This is a genomic window from Plantactinospora mayteni, from assembly GCF_016862935.1.
GTDB lineage: Bacteria > Actinomycetota > Actinomycetes > Mycobacteriales > Micromonosporaceae > Plantactinospora > Plantactinospora mayteni.
Genome location: NZ_BONX01000012.1, coordinates 326,993 through 342,058, shown reverse-complemented (window position 1 = coordinate 342,058; position 15,066 = coordinate 326,993). Strand labels below are relative to the sequence as shown.

The following is a 15,066-nucleotide window of genomic DNA, read 5'->3' as shown; positions in this document are numbered from 1 at the left end:
CGCGTCGTGTCGCCCGATCGGGCGACAGATCGGGATGCCACAGAGACCCGCGATGGCCCGGTCCTTGACCAATACGTCGATCATCTGCTTATGTTGATGGCATGACTAGGTCTTTCGTGCCGATGCGCGAACCCACGTACTTCATCCTCGCCGCGTTACAGGACGCTCCGCTGCACGGCTACGCCATCGTCAAGCAGGCACAGGAACTGTCCGGCGGGCGGGTGCGTTTGACAACTGGCACCCTGTACGCCGCGTTGGACCGGCTCACCGGCGAGGAGATGGTGCGAGTGGCCGAGGAGGCGGTGGTCAACGGCCGTGCCCGCCGCACGTATGAGCTGACCGGGCACGGGTTGTCCGCACTGCATGAGGAGGCGGCGCGGATGGCCGCTGCGGCTCGGGTCGTTCGAGACCGTCCCGTCGGATCGATGGTCGCGACGGCGCGGACGGCGCTGGCATGACCGGCCTGGAGCGCCGCTATCGGTGGCTGCTGCGCGCGTACCCGCGGGCCTATCGGCAGTACCGGGCCGACGAGATGCTGGAGACGCTGCTGGCTGCGGGCGAGACGGACCGCGGACACCCGAACCTTCGGGAGTCCCTGGCACTCCTGACGGGAGGCCTGCGGGCCCGCACCGGTGTGGACCGACTCGGTTCCCGGTCAGCATTGCGATACTCCGCGCTGCGATTGACCGCGCTGTCCCTCCTCGTGTGCGGCATCTGCCTCACGGCCATGCCCGTCATATGGCGCCTATGGCTGCTGCTGCCTGGCACTTCCTCCGCCGCTGTGGTTTCCGGTGACCTGGTCACGCCCGCGCTATGGCTTCTGGCACTGGCCGCCGCGGCTTGGGCTCGCTACCGCGTCGCACTCGCCGTAACCGTCAGCGCTTTCATCGCTGACCACTGGTACCCCGTAGCCCACAACCAGTTGTACGTAGAACAATGGACGGGAGTTACGGCAAGCGGGCCGTCGAGGCTCGAGGCGGTTCTCTACCTAGCCTTGGACTTCCCGACGTGGGCATGCGTGTTGGCCGCACTGACGATGCTTCCGTTGCTCGGAGCGCGTCAACCACGGGTCAGGCGACCATGGATCTGGCTTGTCGTGGCAGCGGTGGTTGTGGCGATGGTGACACCTAATCCGCTCAATGGATGGGACGGCGGATTTGGCCAGGCGGTCATTGTGGTCGCCTGGCTCACGGCAGCCATCGTGGGGGCGGCGTTTGATGTGCGGCTATCCGTCGTCGCGAGCACGCTTCTCCTGGTGCCAATCCTCGGTGTCCTGGCCCATGAACTGATGGGTTGGAAGCAGGACGCTTGGGCGGTCGGCAACCAGACCCTACTTCTCGCGGCGATGGTCGGAATGCTCGCGGTCACGCTCACGATCAGCAGGATGGCTACTCGCCGGCAAGTCGCCTTGTAGGTCGGTGCGCTCCCTTCCGCAGGTCGTCGCCGCGCCGAGGTGACCGCCGGTCGCCGCCCCAGCGCCCTGGCCGGGGCGACGGCGAGGCCGGGGAGGGCTGTCGGGGCGTGGTTACTGGCGGGTATTGTTCGGATGTCCGGGGCGTGGTGCCACCGGGGACGAGTGCCGGGGAGGGCCGCCGTGACCAGTGAGCCGTCGTTCGACGCATACCTGCTGCCGGAGGAGCACGAGGCGGTCCGGGAGGCGGTCCGGGAGGTCTGCGACGCCAAGGTCGCGCCGAACGCCGCTGAGGCGGACGAGACCGGCGAGTTCCCGAAGGCGTCGTACGAAGCCCTGAAGGCCGCTGACTTCCACGCCCCGCACATCCCCGAGGAGTACGGCGGAGCCGGCGCCGACGCGTTGGCCACCGCGATCGTGATCGAGGAGGTGGCCCGGGCCTGTGCCGCCTCCTCGCTGATCCCGGCCGTGAACAAGCTCGGCACCATGCCACTGTTGCTGGCCGCCTCGGACGAGTTGAAGCGGCGCTACCTGCCGCCGGTGGCCCGGGGCGAGGCGATGTTCTCGTACTGCCTCTCCGAGCCGGAGGCGGGAAGCGACGCCGCCTCGATGCTCACCCGGGCGGTACCCGACGGCGACCACTACGTGCTCAACGGTGTCAAGCGGTGGATCACCAACGCCGGGGTCTCCGAGTACTACACCGTGTTCGCGGTGACCGATCCGGCGGCCCGCTCGCGCGGCATCTCCGCCTTCGTCGTGGAGAAGTCGGATCCGGGGATCAGCTTCGGGGCGCCGGAGAAGAAGCTCGGCATCAAGGGCTCGCCGACCCGGGAGGTCTACCTCGACAACGTGCGGATCCCGGCGGACCGCATGATCGGCGACCCGGGGACCGGCTTCGGCACCGCCATGAAGACCCTGGACCACACCCGGGTCACCATCGCCGCCCAGGCGCTCGGGATCGCCCAGGGCGCGCTGGACTACGCCAGGGGGTACGTCCGGCAGCGGCGGCAGTTCGGCAAGGCGGTCGCCGAGTTCCAGGGCGTACAGTTCATGCTCGCCGACATGGGGATGAAGCTGGAGGCGGCCCGGCAGTTGACGTACGCGGCGGCCGGGAAGTCGGAGCGCGGCGACGCCGACCTGACCTACTTCGGTGCCGCCGCGAAGTGCTTCGCCTCGGACGCCGCCATGGAGATCACCACCGACGCGGTCCAGCTCCTCGGCGGGTACGGCTACACCCGGGACTACCCGGTCGAGCGGATGATGCGGGACGCCAAGATCACCCAGATCTACGAGGGCACCAACCAGGTCCAGCGGATCGTGATGGCACGGCAACTCCTCAAGGACTGACGCCGTTCCGGGCGCGGGACAGCCACCACGCCACGGCCGCGCAACGCTGATCGGTCCGGAGGTCGACGGCGGCCGGATACCCGACCTCACGGTCTGGGACCGGCCGGGCGCGGTGTGGTGGGAGGCGGGGCCGGCCGGCGTTTCGGCCCCACCTCCCCGTCTGTGTCAGCTACCCAGGCTCCACTGCTGGTTGGTGCCGCCGTGGCACGCCCAGAGGTGCACCTTGGTGCCGTTCGCGGTCCCGTTGCCGCTGGCGTCGAGGCAGAGCCCGGACTGTACGCCGGTGATGGTGCCGTTCGCGTTGACGTTCCACCGCTGGTTGGCCTGCCCGTTGCAGTCCCAGATGATCGCCAGGGTGCCGTTGGCGGTGCCCTGCCCGTTGGCGTCCAGGCACTTGTTGCCGTACACCATGAGCTGACCGCTGGCGGTGTGCGTCCATCGCTGGTTGGTGCCGCTGCCGCAGTCCCAGAGCTGTGCCTGGGTGCCGTTGGCGGTACTCGATCCGCCGATCTCCAGGCAGCGCCCGGACTGGGCCCCGACGATCCGCACGTTCTGCTGGCCGTTGCCGCCGCTCTGTGGCCCGGCGGCGGTCATCACGGCCTGGGCGCCGGCCGGCCAGTTGCCGTTGGTCACCGTGACGTTGTTGTTGACCACGTTGCTCCGGTCGCCGTTGGTCACGTTGGTGCTGTTGTTGGTCGACCAGTTGTTGGTGACGGTGAAGTTGCCCATGTTCTCGGCGAACCAGTAGTTGGCGGTGGCCCAGGTGCCGGTGTTCGAGAAGACGTTGTTCCGGGCGGTCCAGTACCGCGAGCCCTCGTCGAAGTAGATCCCGAAGTAGCCGTTGGTCCGCAGGCAGTGGTTGTCGCTGATCAGCCCGCCCTGGTTCGCCGACAGCGTGTAGATGCAGCCGCCGTCGTTCATCTGCTGCATCACGTCGTGCACGTAGTTGCCGACGAGCCGGTTGTTCGACGCCGTGGTGGGGGTGGAGTAGCGCGGCTGGTAGTTGTACAGGCCACGGTCGGCGTAGTGGTTGCTGCCACCGGCGTCGTTGGCGCCCCAGCCGTACCCCATGGACATGCCGGTGTACGGCATGTTGTAGACCTCGTTGTGCGAGATGGTGGCGGTGTTGACGTAGGTGGTCAGCACCGAGACGATGCCCCGGTGCTCCACGCCGATGTCGTGGATGCGGTTGTTGCTGATTGTGATGTCCCGGTTGGTCATCCGCTGGTCGCTCGGGTGGTGGGCGTCGGCGCGGACGCCACCGACCACGATGCCGCCGGCCGAGGCACGCGCGATCTCGGAGCGGTCCACCGTGATGTTGCTGGCGCCCAGGCCCACCCCGCTGGCGTGCGCGTTGGCGTCGTTGCCGATGCCGATCGCGGTCTGCCCGAGGTTGAAGAACCGGGAGTCGGTGACGGTGATGTTGTTGGCGGCGGAGATCTGCACCGCGGCCGGCGACTGGAACCAGTTCGGCCGGGCGGCCTCGAACTGCGGGCAGCCGTTGTGGCAGGAGGTGAAGGCGGGCCAGCTCCAGTTCCCGGCGATGTAGGCGCCGGTCTGCTGGTCGACGTAGCCCTGGTTGCTGCTCGGGCCGAGCCAGCTCGTACCGGTGAAGGTGATCCCGCTGAACGTGAGGTGGTGCGCCGGGGCGTCGTACGTCCCGCCGAGGTTCACCAGGGACTGCAACGTCGGCAGTTCGATGCTGAGGTTGTTGATGTTCTGCCCGGCCGGCGGGATGTAGAACAGGTCACCGGTCGTCCGGTTGAGATACCACTCGCCGGCAGCGTCCAGGAACTCGTAGGCGTTGGTCAGGTAGAGCGGGCCGGCCCGGTGCGGGCTGGTGAAGGTGTCGTACCCGAAGTTGTTGTTGTTCCAGGCCGGCTGCTGCATCGTGATGAGGTTCCCGCTGATGCTCTGCACCGGGGAGTAGCGGTCGGTGAAGGAGCCGACGCTCTCCATCTCGATCCGGCTCTGCTGGGCCAGGTTGTTCAGGTAGTTGAGTGCGCTGTTGGTGAACCTCATCCCGGTGCTGGACGGGGTGAAGTCGGCCCGGTTGACCTGGGTACGGGCCCGGGTGGCGATGGCGCCGTCGACGTAGAGCTGCCGGCTCTCGGTGCCGGCGCCGACGTTGGCCCGCCAGATGTTGCGGCCGGCGTCGACCTGGGACCAGCCGGTGACCGCCCGGGAGCCGCTGATCACCGGCCGGGCCGAGGGGGCGGCCTGCCACACCACCCGGTAGCCGTTGTTGCCGGAGTCGGCCGCGGTGAACCGCAGCGGCGCGGAGAGCCGGTACACCCCGTCGGCGAGCTGCACGACGACGTCGCCGGACATCGCGGCGGTGAGCGCGCGCACCGCGGTCTGCGCTCCGGTCAGCGAGCAGGGCTGGGTGGCCGAGCAACTGGTGCCGCTGCCGGAGGGGGACGCGTAGAGCGTGGTGGTGGCCGCTGACGCGGGGGAGGGTGCGGCGGCGACGGCGGCCACGGTGGCCAGCGCCGCCGCGACAGCTCCGGCCAGCACCCGCCTCCGGCCGGCGGCAGATGACGGTACGGACACGGGACGGTCTCCTTACCTGAGGGTGGTGTGGTGATGGGTGTGGTCGGTTGGGGTGGACGGCGCACCGAGGAGCTTCCGGAGCTGGTCCAGACCGTCCAGGGCGAGCCGGTCCTGCGTGACGGCGAGCGGGCGCCAGATCGGGGCGGCGGTGGCGATCGTCGGCAAAGCTCGGATCACTTTCTTGACATTCATAAGACGTAACACGTATGAAGATAGATGTTCACATCCGTCCATGCAATCCTCGTTCTGCTGTTCGGCCGGTGGACCTCGCCGCGCCCAAAGTCGGACGTCGAACGTGGCCGGGCGGAGATGTTGACTGTCTGGGCTGGAACATCAGATCAATCGTTGCGAGAAAATATTGACATACGTTGATGTGCTGGTCATCCTGACCTCACGGACCACGGGACGGACACACGGCAGTCCAAGTAACGCTGTGTGACGTCCTGCGGCGCTGACTGCCGTCGCGGCGGACGGCACGACGACCGACCGGGCGAACCCGCGCTCCCGGCGTCCAGGCACGACCTGGCATGCCGCGGCCCGCGGCCGGCCCGTGGTCGCACCCCGCCCGCCCCTGCGAAAGAGAGACGGCATGCGTCGCAAGACACTGATCACCGGAGTGCTGGCCGGCCTGCTGCTGGCACTCGCACTCGTCCCGCCGGCGTCGGCGGCCCCCGCCTTCCGGGCCCTGCTGTTCACCAAGACCACCGGCTACCGGCACGACTCGATCCCCGCGGGGATCTCGATGTTCCAGCAGCAGGCGGCGGCGAACAACTTCGAACTGGTACAGAGCGAGGACTCGAACGTCTTCACCTCGGCCAACCTGGCCACCTTCGACGTCCTCATCATGTTCCAGACCTCGGGCATGGTCTGGACCTCGGCCGCGCAGCGGCAGGCGGTGGAGGGCTTCCTCGCCAGCGGCAAGGGCATCGTCGCCGTACACAACGCCACGGACATGGGCATCGAGGGCGAGTACCCGTGGTGGGACCAGACGGTGAACGCCGGAGCACACATGCCGGAGCACTCACCCGGCGTACTGCCCGGCACCGCCATCGTCGCCGACAAGAAGCACCCGTCGACGGCCAGCCTGCCGGACCGCTGGAACCGCAGCGAGGAGTGGTACAACTTCGACCGCAACCCGCGCGGCGACGTACACGTCCTGGTCACCGCCGACGAGCGCACCTACAACCCCGGCTCCCGGGCGATGGGCCCGGACCACCCGATCTCCTGGTGCCGCAACGCCGCCGGTGGGCGGGTCTGGGCCACCGCGATGGGGCACGCCATCGAGTCCTACAGCGAGACCAACTTCCGCAACCACGTCCTCGGCGGGGTCAGGTGGGCCGCCGGCAACGAGCCCGGCGACTGCGGCGGCACCGTCTGGGGCAACTTCGAGAAGCGCACCCTCGACGACAACACCGTCGACCCGATGGCCCTGGCGGTGGCCCCCGACGGTCGCGTGCTCTACGTGCAGCGGGCCGGCCAACTGAAGATCTTCAAGCCGTCGACCAACCTCACCGTCACGGCCGGCACGCTCAGCGTCTATACCGGCGGCGAGGACGGCCTCACCGGGATGGCGCTCGACCCCGACTTCGCCAGCAACGGGTACGTGTACCTCTACCACTCACCGGCCAGCAGCTCGACCGACGTCAACCGGGTCTCCCGGTACACCCTCACCGGCGACACCCTCAACCTCTCCAGCGAGGTCCGGATCATCGACATCCCGGCGTACCGCGACCGGACGTTCCCCGAGCCCGGCCACACCGGCGGGTACATCGAGTTCGGTCCGGACGGAAACCTCTACATCGGCACCGGTGACGACACCCCGCCGAACCTCGACCCCAACTGGCAGGGCTACGCCCCGCTCGACTGGCGTTCCGGCAAGGCGAACCTCGACGCCGCCCGGACCGCCGGCAACACCAACGACCTGCGCGGCAAGCTGCTGCGGATCAAGCCCTCGGCCAGCGGCGGCTACACCGTCCCGACCGGCAACCTCTATCCGCAGGGCACCGCGCAGACCCGGCCCGAGATCTACGCGATGGGCTTCCGCAACCCGTTCCGCTTCTCCATCGACCCGGCGAACGGCTGGGTCTACCTGGCCGACTACGGGCCCGACCGGAACCCGCCGACCACCAACCGGGGTCCCGAGGGACTCGTCGAACTCAACGTCATCAAGTCCCCGGGCAACTACGGCTGGCCGTTCTGCCACGGCGACAACCAGCCGTACGCGCCGTACAACCCGGACACCGGTGTGGTCGGCGCGAAGTTCAACTGCGCCGCGCCGGTCAACAACTCGCCGAACAACACCGGCCTGACCAGCCTGCGGCCGGTCGTCACACCCCAGATCTGGTACGGCTACGGCACCTCGCCGACCTTCCCGGAACTCGGCTCCGGCGGCTCCGCGCCGATGGGCGGGCCGGTCTACCGGTACGACCCGGCGAACCCGTCCGCGACGAAGTTCCCGCCGTACTACGACGGCGTGCACTTCTTCTACGAGTGGGCGCGCAACTACGTCAAGGAGGTGCACTTCGACTCCGCCACCACGGTCACCCGGACCAACCCGTTCCTGCCGGCCGGCAACTTCAACAAGCCAATGGACATGGAGTTCGGCCGGGACGGCTCGCTCTACCTGCTGGAGTGGGGCACCAACTTCGGCGGCGGCAACAGCGACTCCGGGCTCTACCGGATCGACTACATCCAGGGCGGGCGGTCGCCGATCGCCAAGGCCACCGGTACGCCCACCAGCGGCAACGCCCCGCTCACTGTCCAGTTCAGCAGTGCCGGTACGGCCGATCCCGACCCCGGCGACACGCTGCGCTACCAGTGGACCTTCGGCGACGGCACCACCTCGACCGCAGCCAACCCGTCGCACGTCTACACCGCCAACGGCAACTACACGGCCCAGTTGAAGGTCACCGACGGCGGCGGCAAGAGCGGCTTCGCCAACGTACAGATCACGGTCGGCAACACCGCCCCGGTGGTCACCATCACTACCCCGGCCAACGGCGGCATGCTCACCTTCGGCGACCGGGTGCCATACCAGATCACCGTCTCGGACCCGGGCGGCGACCCAGTCGACTGCGCCGACGTGGTCCTCAACCCGGCCCTCGGCCACGACGACCACGCGCACGAGACCACCGAGTACCCCGGCTGTTCCGGCACGATCTCCACCGACCTGCTCGGCGGTCATCCGGACGGCGCCAACCTGTTCTACGTGCTGAACGCGCACTACACCGACAACGGTGGTGCCGGTGGCGCGGCCCCGCTCACTGGCCGTGCGCAGGCGATCCTGCAACCGAAACACAAGCAGGCCGAGTACTACAGCAGCCAGTCCGGCACGCGGGTCGTCGACCAGGCCGGTGCGGAGAGCGGCAAGCGGGTCGGCGACATCTCCAACAACGACTGGGTGGCGTTCACCCCGATGAGCCTGTCGGGCATCACGAACGTCAGCTACCGGCTGTCGTCGCCGTCCGGTGGCGGCACGATCGAGTTGCGGGCCGGTTCACCGACCGGCACGCTGCTGGCCACCACCCCGGTGCCGAGCACCGGTGGCTGGGACAACTACCAGTCCACCCCGCCGGTGAGCGTGGCGTCGGTGGCCGGGTCACACACCCTCTACCTGGTCTTCAAGGGCACCGCCAACAACTGGTTCGACCTCGACTCGCACACCTTCGGCGGCAACGGAGTCGGGGTACCCACCACCGGTGGTGGCGTGGCGGGCCAGACCTGGACGATCACCGCGCAGCACAGCGGGAAGCTGATGGACGTCAGTGGCGTCTCCACCGCCGACGGCGCCCAGATCCACCAGTGGGCGGCCACCGGCGGCAACAACCAGAAGTGGCAGGCCGTCGACGCCGGAGCCGGCGCGGTCTACCTGAAGGCCGGGCACAGCGGCAAGTGCGCCGAGGTGACCGGCGGCTCCACCACGCAGGGTGCCTACCTCCAGCAGGCCACCTGCAACAACACTGACCGGCAGAAGTTCACCGTCACCGCCACCGGAACCTCCGGGGTGTACACGGTCAAGAGCGTGCCCAGCGGGCTCTGCGTGGACGTCGACGGCGGCGGCACCGCCGACGGGGCCCGGCTGTTGCAGTGGAGCTGTCACAGCGGTACCAACCAGCAGTGGCGGTTCACCGTGGCCTGACGCGTTCGGCTCGACGCGTAGGCCGGTGACGGCCCGGTCGGGACCAGGCTCCGGGCGAGCCGGTCCCGACCGGGTCTGTGCCGCCGGTGGCCGGACCGGGCCGGGATGCCGTGCGGGCCGGGATGCCGTACGGGCGGGGGATGCCGTGCGGGCGGGGGCTCAGCCAGCGCCGGCCGCTCCCCGGCCTCCGTCCCGGTGTTCGGTTGTCCGTTGCCACGGGCCGCCGACACGGTCGCGGTGCGGAGAGCCGGCGGCGGGTCAGGGACCGCGCCGCCGGTGGTTGGCGGTGGTGCCGACGCCGACCGGGAGCAGCGGGCGGGCGCCGTCGGCCCCGGCCAGCAGCCGCCGCCCGGCCCGTTCCGGCCGGACGTTCGGGCTCTCCGCGGTCCCGCCTCCTGGCGTACGGGTCGACCGCCCGATCGCATCCTCGTCGACCCGTACACCGAGGCCGGGCGAGTCGCCGAGGACGAAGGCGCCGTCCTCGACGTGCAGGTCGATGGCGACCCCGATCGGGCGGTGCAGGTCCTGCAATTCGCTGACCAGGTGGTTCGGCACCGAGGTGGCGGCGTGCAGCAGCCCGGCCGGACTGTTGCCGATCGGGCTGACCGGCAGGTCGTGGGCGTGTGCGAGGGCGGCCACCCGGAGGAAGTGGGTGATTCCCCAGACAGCGGACGTCTGGACGACGTCCACGGCCCCCGCCGCGATCAGCGGGCGGTACTGTTCGAGCCCGGTGAGGTTCTCCCCGGTGGCCACCGAGGCGCGGACCCCCCGGCTGACCGCGGCCAGGCCGTCGGCGTCCCAGCGCCGGACCGGCTCCTCGATCCAGATGAGATCCAGGACGCGCTCCAGTTCGCCGACGTGCCGGACGGCCTGCTTGCGGGTCCACGCCTCGTTGACGTCGAGCATCAGCCCCGGCCGCTGCCCGGGGGCTGCCTCGGCCAGCACGTCTCGGACCAGGCACAGGCGGTCCCGGTCCCGGTCGATGTCGAGGCCACCCTTGAGCTTGGCGGCCCGCAGCCCGTGCCGGGCGTAGACCTGGTATTCCGCGACGAGTTCGTCGTCGGTCAACCCGATGTCCAGGCCGGAGGCGTACGCCGGGACCCGCCGATCGCGTCCGCCCAGCAGCCGCCAGAGCGGCTCCCCGGCCGCCTTGGCCTTGATATCCCATAGGGCAGTGTCGATCGCACCGATGGTGCCGAAGACCTGCCCCGCGTGGCCGGCCTTGAAGGTCTGCCGCAGCATCCGGTCGTAGAGCGCCGTCACGGCACGGGGATCCTCGCCCTCCACGGCCGCGAAGATCCGCTCGATCTCGACGTGCGGCCCGAAGCCCACCCCGGTGATCCCCTCGTCGGTCTCGACGACGACGATCGGCAGCGAGGTGACGCCGTCCGGGTAGACCCCGTTGGCGTCGCCGACGGGCCGCCCCCATTCCTGGACGGTGCTGAGGGTCCGGTACCCGGTGATCCGCATGTCAGCCCTTCGTGGAACCGGCGGCGACACCGTCGGCGATCTGGCGCTGGAGGAAGAGGTAGACCAGCAGGACGGGGATGGCGGCGATCATGACCCCGGCGGCGAAGCTCGGGATGTCGTCGGAGTACTGCCCGCGCAGCGAGGTCACCCCGACCATCAGGGTGCGGTGCTCGGCCGAGGGCATGACCACCAGCGCCATCAGGACGTCATTCCAGCAGAACAGCGCGTTGAGGATGCCGACCGACAGCAGGGCCGGGGTGCCCAGCGGCAGCATGATCCGCCGGTAGACCCCGTACACGCTGTTGCCGTCGATCCGGGCCGCGTCGATGATCTCCACCGGGATGGCCTTGTAGTAGCTCGTCATCAGGAACACCGTGAAGGGGAGGAACTGCGCCACGTACACGAGGACCAGCCCGGGGTACGTGTCGAGCAGGCCGCTGTCCGCCATGATCCTGGCGAGCGGCACCATGATCACCTGGAACGGGACGAAGAGCCCGGCGAGACAGCACAGGAAGAGCGCCGACGATCCGCGGAACCGCAGCTGGCTCAGCGCGAAGCCGGCCATCGAGCCGAACAGCAGCAACAGCAGCACCGAGGACGTCACCACGACGAGCGAGTTGACGAAGTACCGGCCCATGCCGACGCTGGTCCACGCGGTGACGACGTTCTCCCAGCGCAGCGCGCCGGTCAGCGAGAAGCGGTCCAGGATGTACTCCCGCCGGGTCTTCATCGCGACGTTGGCGGTGAACACCAGGGGGTAGACCGTGGCCAGCGCGAGCAGGGCCATCGGGATCGCGACGAACCACCGGCCCCAGCCGATCCGGGACATCAGTCCACCCTCCCGGCCCGCCGGAGCAGCCTGATCTGGAGCAGGCCCACGGCCAGCATGATCACGAAGAGCACCGTCGACGCGGCCGACGCCAGGGCCGGACGGTTCATCTGACCCTGCTGGATCCAGATGTAGTACTCCGGCAGATAGGTGGAGCCCTCCGGTCCACCGCTGGTCATGACGTAGAGCAGGCCGAACATGGAGGTCAGCATCCCGATCATCGTGGTCACGAAGACGAACTGGATGGTGCGGGTCAGACCGGGGACGATTACGTGCCAGATGGTCTGCGGCAGTGTCGCGCCGTCGACCCGGGCGGCGTCGAGCAACGCGGCGTCCAGGGTCGCGAAGCCGGCCAGGAAGATCACCAGGGCCATCCCGAAGGTCGCCCAGACGTGTACGCCGACCACGACGAACATCGCGACGTCCGGGTCGCCGAGCCAGTCCACCGGACCGAGGCCGACCGAGCCGAGCAGTGTGTTGGCCGGGCCGTCGAACGCGAGCAGGAGGTTGAAGATCGCGCCGACGATGACCGGGGAGAGTACGGCCGGGAAGAAGTAGACGCTGCGGTAGAGCCGGTGCCCGGGGACGCGCAGGAAGATGAACGTCGCGAGCAGGCCCGGAATGGCCACCGCCACCGGCAGCAGCAGCACGAGCAGTCCCACGTTCCGCAGCGCCTGCCGGAACAGCGGGTCGTCAAGCAGGCGGAGGTAGTTGTCGAGGCCGACCGCCGTGCCGTTGCGGTCGCCGTCACCGGTGAAGGAGAAGTTGACCCCGAGCAGCAGCGGCCAGAGCCGCAGTACCACGATGATCAGGACGGCCGGCGCCACCAGCACGTACGGCGCCAGGCGCTCGGCGGTCAGGCTGCGGGAACGCCGCCGCGGCCGGGTACGGCCGCCGAGCGTGCCTCGGGCAGCCTCGCCGGTCCGCCCGGCCGGAGCCGGGCGGACCGACGACACGGTCTCTCGGATCGACACCTGATCACCCCGCCTTGTCGACCGCGGCCATCTGCTTGGCGACCTCGTCGACGGTGACCGAGCCGCTCAGGAGCTGCTGGGAGAGTCGTCCCATCAGGTCCAGCGCCTCCGAGGAGAGCGCGACGTGCAGCGCCGGCCTGCCGGACTTCAACTCCGAGATCATGGTCCCGACGGCGGGGCCGGCCTGGGTCGCGTCGATCGTGGTGTCGGCGGCGATGGCGCCGGCATCGGCGAAGAACGCCTTCAGGGCCTCGGTCGAGGTCAGTGAGCGCACCAGGTCGGCGGCCACCCTCGGGTCCTTCGTCCACTTCGTGACGCCGTACCCGATGCCGCCGTCGTACGGCAGGCTCGGGGTGGTGCCGGGGGTGACCACCGGTGCGCCCATCACGCCGAGCTTCTCCGGCGTCAGGAACTCGTTGAAGTCCTTCCAGTGCCCCACGTCCGACATCAGCCCGATGACGTGGGCGGCCTTGCCGGACTGGAAGAGCGCGAAGGAGTCGTTGAACATCGCGGTCGAGTTGGCTCCGTCGTTGTTCAGTTTGCTGTCGCCGGCCTCCTTCCAGAGCTGGAAGATCCGCTTGACGTTCGGCGAGTTCCAGTCGCGCTTGCCGGCGATCCAGGCGTCGTACTCGGCGGTGGTGAGGACGCCCGAGGCCAGTCCCGAGAGCCAGAACTGGATGCCGTAGCCCTCCTTGTTGCCGAGGGCGAAGCACCTGGCGCCGGTCCTGCTGGTGATGGTGGCGCAGTTGGCGACGAACTCGTTCCACGTACCGGCCGGGTTCGCCGGGTCGAGTCCGGCCTTCTCGTAGAGCGACTTGTTGTAGTAGATCGGGTGCCCCTGCAGCGTGACCGGGCTGGCGTAGGTCTTGTCGGCGGCGGTGAACGCCTCCCAGCCGGCCAGTCGTTGCCGGTCCTCGGCCACGTACTCGTCCAGGGGCAGGAGTGCGCTCACCCGGTCGCGGATCTGGCCGCCGCCGTTGAAGAGGACGACGTCCGGCCCCTTGCCGGCCTGGATGGCCGCACCCAGCAGGGTGTAGTACTGGTCGAACGGCTGCGCCACGAACTCGACGGTGACGTCGGGGTGCTTCTTGGCGAAGTCGACCTTCGCCTTCTCGATATAGGTTGCGGCTGCGGGTTCACCGGATTTCCAGTCCCAGACCACCAGTTTGTCCCCGGAGTCCGAGGACGAGGAACCGGATCCTGTGGCGCTTCCGCAGCCGGCCATCGCCAATCCCGCAACGAGGATGGCTGACCAGACTGCTCGCTGCTTCATCGCGCTGCTCACCTTCATGGGGAGTGGCCGACCGGGCGGCCCGGGGTGTTGCTAGATTGCGGCGAAGGTAACTCGTATGACGTCTGACGTCAATAGTCGGGCCGTACACTGAACACGCCGTCGTATCCATACGTGCGACGGCACCCCGGAGGGGACATGACGACATCGCGGGAAGCGGATCCGGGCGCTCCGGCACGCCCGGCGTGGTCGCGGCGACCGGCCAACCTGGCCAGGGCGGTGACCGCGGAACTGGTGGAGCGGATCGTCGGTGGGCAGCACCCGTCCGGCACGCCGCTGCCGCCCGAGCCGATCCTCTGCGAGACCTTCTCGGTCAGCCGGACCGTCGTCCGGGAGGCCGTGAAGATCCTCCAGGAGAAGGGGCTGGTGCAGGTCCGGCAGGGCAGCGGTACGACGGTCACCCCGCCGTCGATGTGGGACATGCTCGACGAACTGGTCCTCGGCGCGACCATCGCCCAGGACGACACCCTGGCGATCCTCGACGATCTCGTCGTGACCCGGCGGGTGCTGGAGTCGGACATGGCGAACGTGGCCGCCCGGCTGGCCGACCCGGAGACCCTGCAACGACTGCGCGACCTGGTGGACCGGATGGACGAGATGGTGGACGACCACGTCGCCTACCACGACCACGACCGCGCCTTCCACGACACGGTCATGCAGGCGTCAGGGAACCGGATCGCCCGCGGCGTCGTACGGTCGCTGGAGAGCCAGGTTGTCAACACCGCCCGGTACATGGGCCGGACCGAACGGGCGCTGTGCGTGGCGTCCAACGAGGGGCACCGGCGCATCTACGACCGGATCGCCGCGCAGGACCCGGACGGCGCCGCCGAGGCGATGTTCGCGCACATCACCGAGGCGTGGCTGGTGCGCCGTGACGGATCGGGCAGTCCGGCACGCCTGCAACGGTGATCCGACCCCGGGCGGCAGGCAGGCAGGCCCGGCCCCGCGGCCCGATGCCGGAGCGGGCTCCCGGTCGCGGAGGGCCCACTTCCGCCGCGAGCCCGCCTCGTCCGGTCGGCGTCGTGCCGTCGGGGCCGGAGTACCTGCTGGACA

General features: G+C 69.2%; 11 protein-coding genes. 5 read left to right on the top strand and 6 right to left on the bottom strand.

What is annotated here, in order from left to right:
• Positions 1–101: 101 nt before the first annotated feature.
• From Pma05_RS12545 to Pma05_RS12535, 3 genes are all read left to right on the top strand, one after another.
• Positions 102–458 (top strand): PadR family transcriptional regulator, encoded by a 357-nt coding sequence (locus Pma05_RS12545; protein WP_239312233.1) that lies wholly within the window; start codon positions 102–104, stop codon positions 456–458.
• Positions 455–1,414 (top strand): hypothetical protein, encoded by a 960-nt coding sequence (locus tag Pma05_RS12540; protein ID WP_203857518.1) that lies wholly within the window; start codon positions 455–457, stop codon positions 1,412–1,414. The genes Pma05_RS12545 and Pma05_RS12540 overlap by 4 nt, the downstream gene beginning before the upstream one ends.
• Before the next feature lie 180 nt (positions 1,415–1,594).
• Positions 1,595–2,758 carry an acyl-CoA dehydrogenase family protein gene (locus Pma05_RS12535; protein WP_203857517.1) on the top strand — a complete coding sequence of 388 codons (1,164 nt, stop codon included), beginning with the start codon at positions 1,595–1,597 and terminating at the stop codon, positions 2,756–2,758.
• 165 nt (positions 2,759–2,923) lie between these two features.
• Here Pma05_RS12535 and Pma05_RS12530 read toward each other — a convergent pair whose 3' ends face one another.
• Together Pma05_RS12530 and Pma05_RS12525 are read right to left on the bottom strand one after the other, a co-directional pair.
• Positions 2,924–5,311 carry an RICIN domain-containing protein gene (locus tag Pma05_RS12530; protein ID WP_203857516.1) on the bottom strand — a complete coding sequence of 796 codons (2,388 nt, stop codon included), beginning with the start codon at positions 5,309–5,311 and terminating at the stop codon, positions 2,924–2,926.
• A gap of 12 nt (positions 5,312–5,323) precedes the next feature.
• A complete protein-coding gene (locus tag Pma05_RS12525; RefSeq protein ID WP_203857579.1) occupies positions 5,324–5,488 on the bottom strand; it encodes a hypothetical protein in 165 nt (54 codons plus the stop codon).
• 412 nt (positions 5,489–5,900) lie between these two features.
• Here Pma05_RS12525 and Pma05_RS12520 point away from each other — a divergent pair, with 412 nt between their 5' ends.
• Positions 5,901–9,449, top strand: coding sequence for a ThuA domain-containing protein (locus Pma05_RS12520; RefSeq protein ID WP_203857515.1), 3,549 nt, complete (start codon positions 5,901–5,903; stop codon positions 9,447–9,449).
• Between the two features lie 258 nt (positions 9,450–9,707).
• Here Pma05_RS12520 and Pma05_RS12515 read toward each other — a convergent pair whose 3' ends face one another.
• Genes Pma05_RS12515 through Pma05_RS12500 form a run of 4 tightly spaced genes read right to left on the bottom strand, consistent with a single transcriptional unit; the run spans position 9,708 to position 13,995 of the window.
• Positions 9,708–10,919, bottom strand: a complete 1,212-nt coding sequence (locus Pma05_RS12515) for a mandelate racemase/muconate lactonizing enzyme family protein (protein WP_203857514.1) — start codon at positions 10,917–10,919, stop codon at positions 9,708–9,710.
• A 1-nt stretch (position 10,920) separates the two neighbouring features.
• Entirely contained in the window at positions 10,921–11,748 is an 828-nt protein-coding gene (locus Pma05_RS12510; RefSeq protein WP_203857513.1) for a carbohydrate ABC transporter permease, read from the bottom strand.
• Complete coding sequence (locus tag Pma05_RS12505; RefSeq protein WP_203857512.1) at positions 11,748–12,722, bottom strand: carbohydrate ABC transporter permease; 975 nt, start codon at positions 12,720–12,722, stop codon at positions 11,748–11,750. Before Pma05_RS12505 ends, Pma05_RS12510 begins: the two co-directional genes overlap by 1 nt.
• 4 nt (positions 12,723–12,726) lie before the next feature.
• On the bottom strand, positions 12,727–13,995 hold the full coding sequence (locus tag Pma05_RS12500) for an ABC transporter substrate-binding protein (RefSeq protein WP_203857511.1): 1,269 nt from the start codon (positions 13,993–13,995) through the stop codon (positions 12,727–12,729).
• A 156-nt stretch (positions 13,996–14,151) separates the two neighbouring features.
• Between Pma05_RS12500 and Pma05_RS12495 the strand changes: the two genes are divergently transcribed.
• Entirely contained in the window at positions 14,152–14,922 is a 771-nt protein-coding gene (locus Pma05_RS12495; protein WP_203857510.1) for a FadR/GntR family transcriptional regulator, read from the top strand.
• The last annotated feature ends 144 nt before the right edge of the window (positions 14,923–15,066 follow it).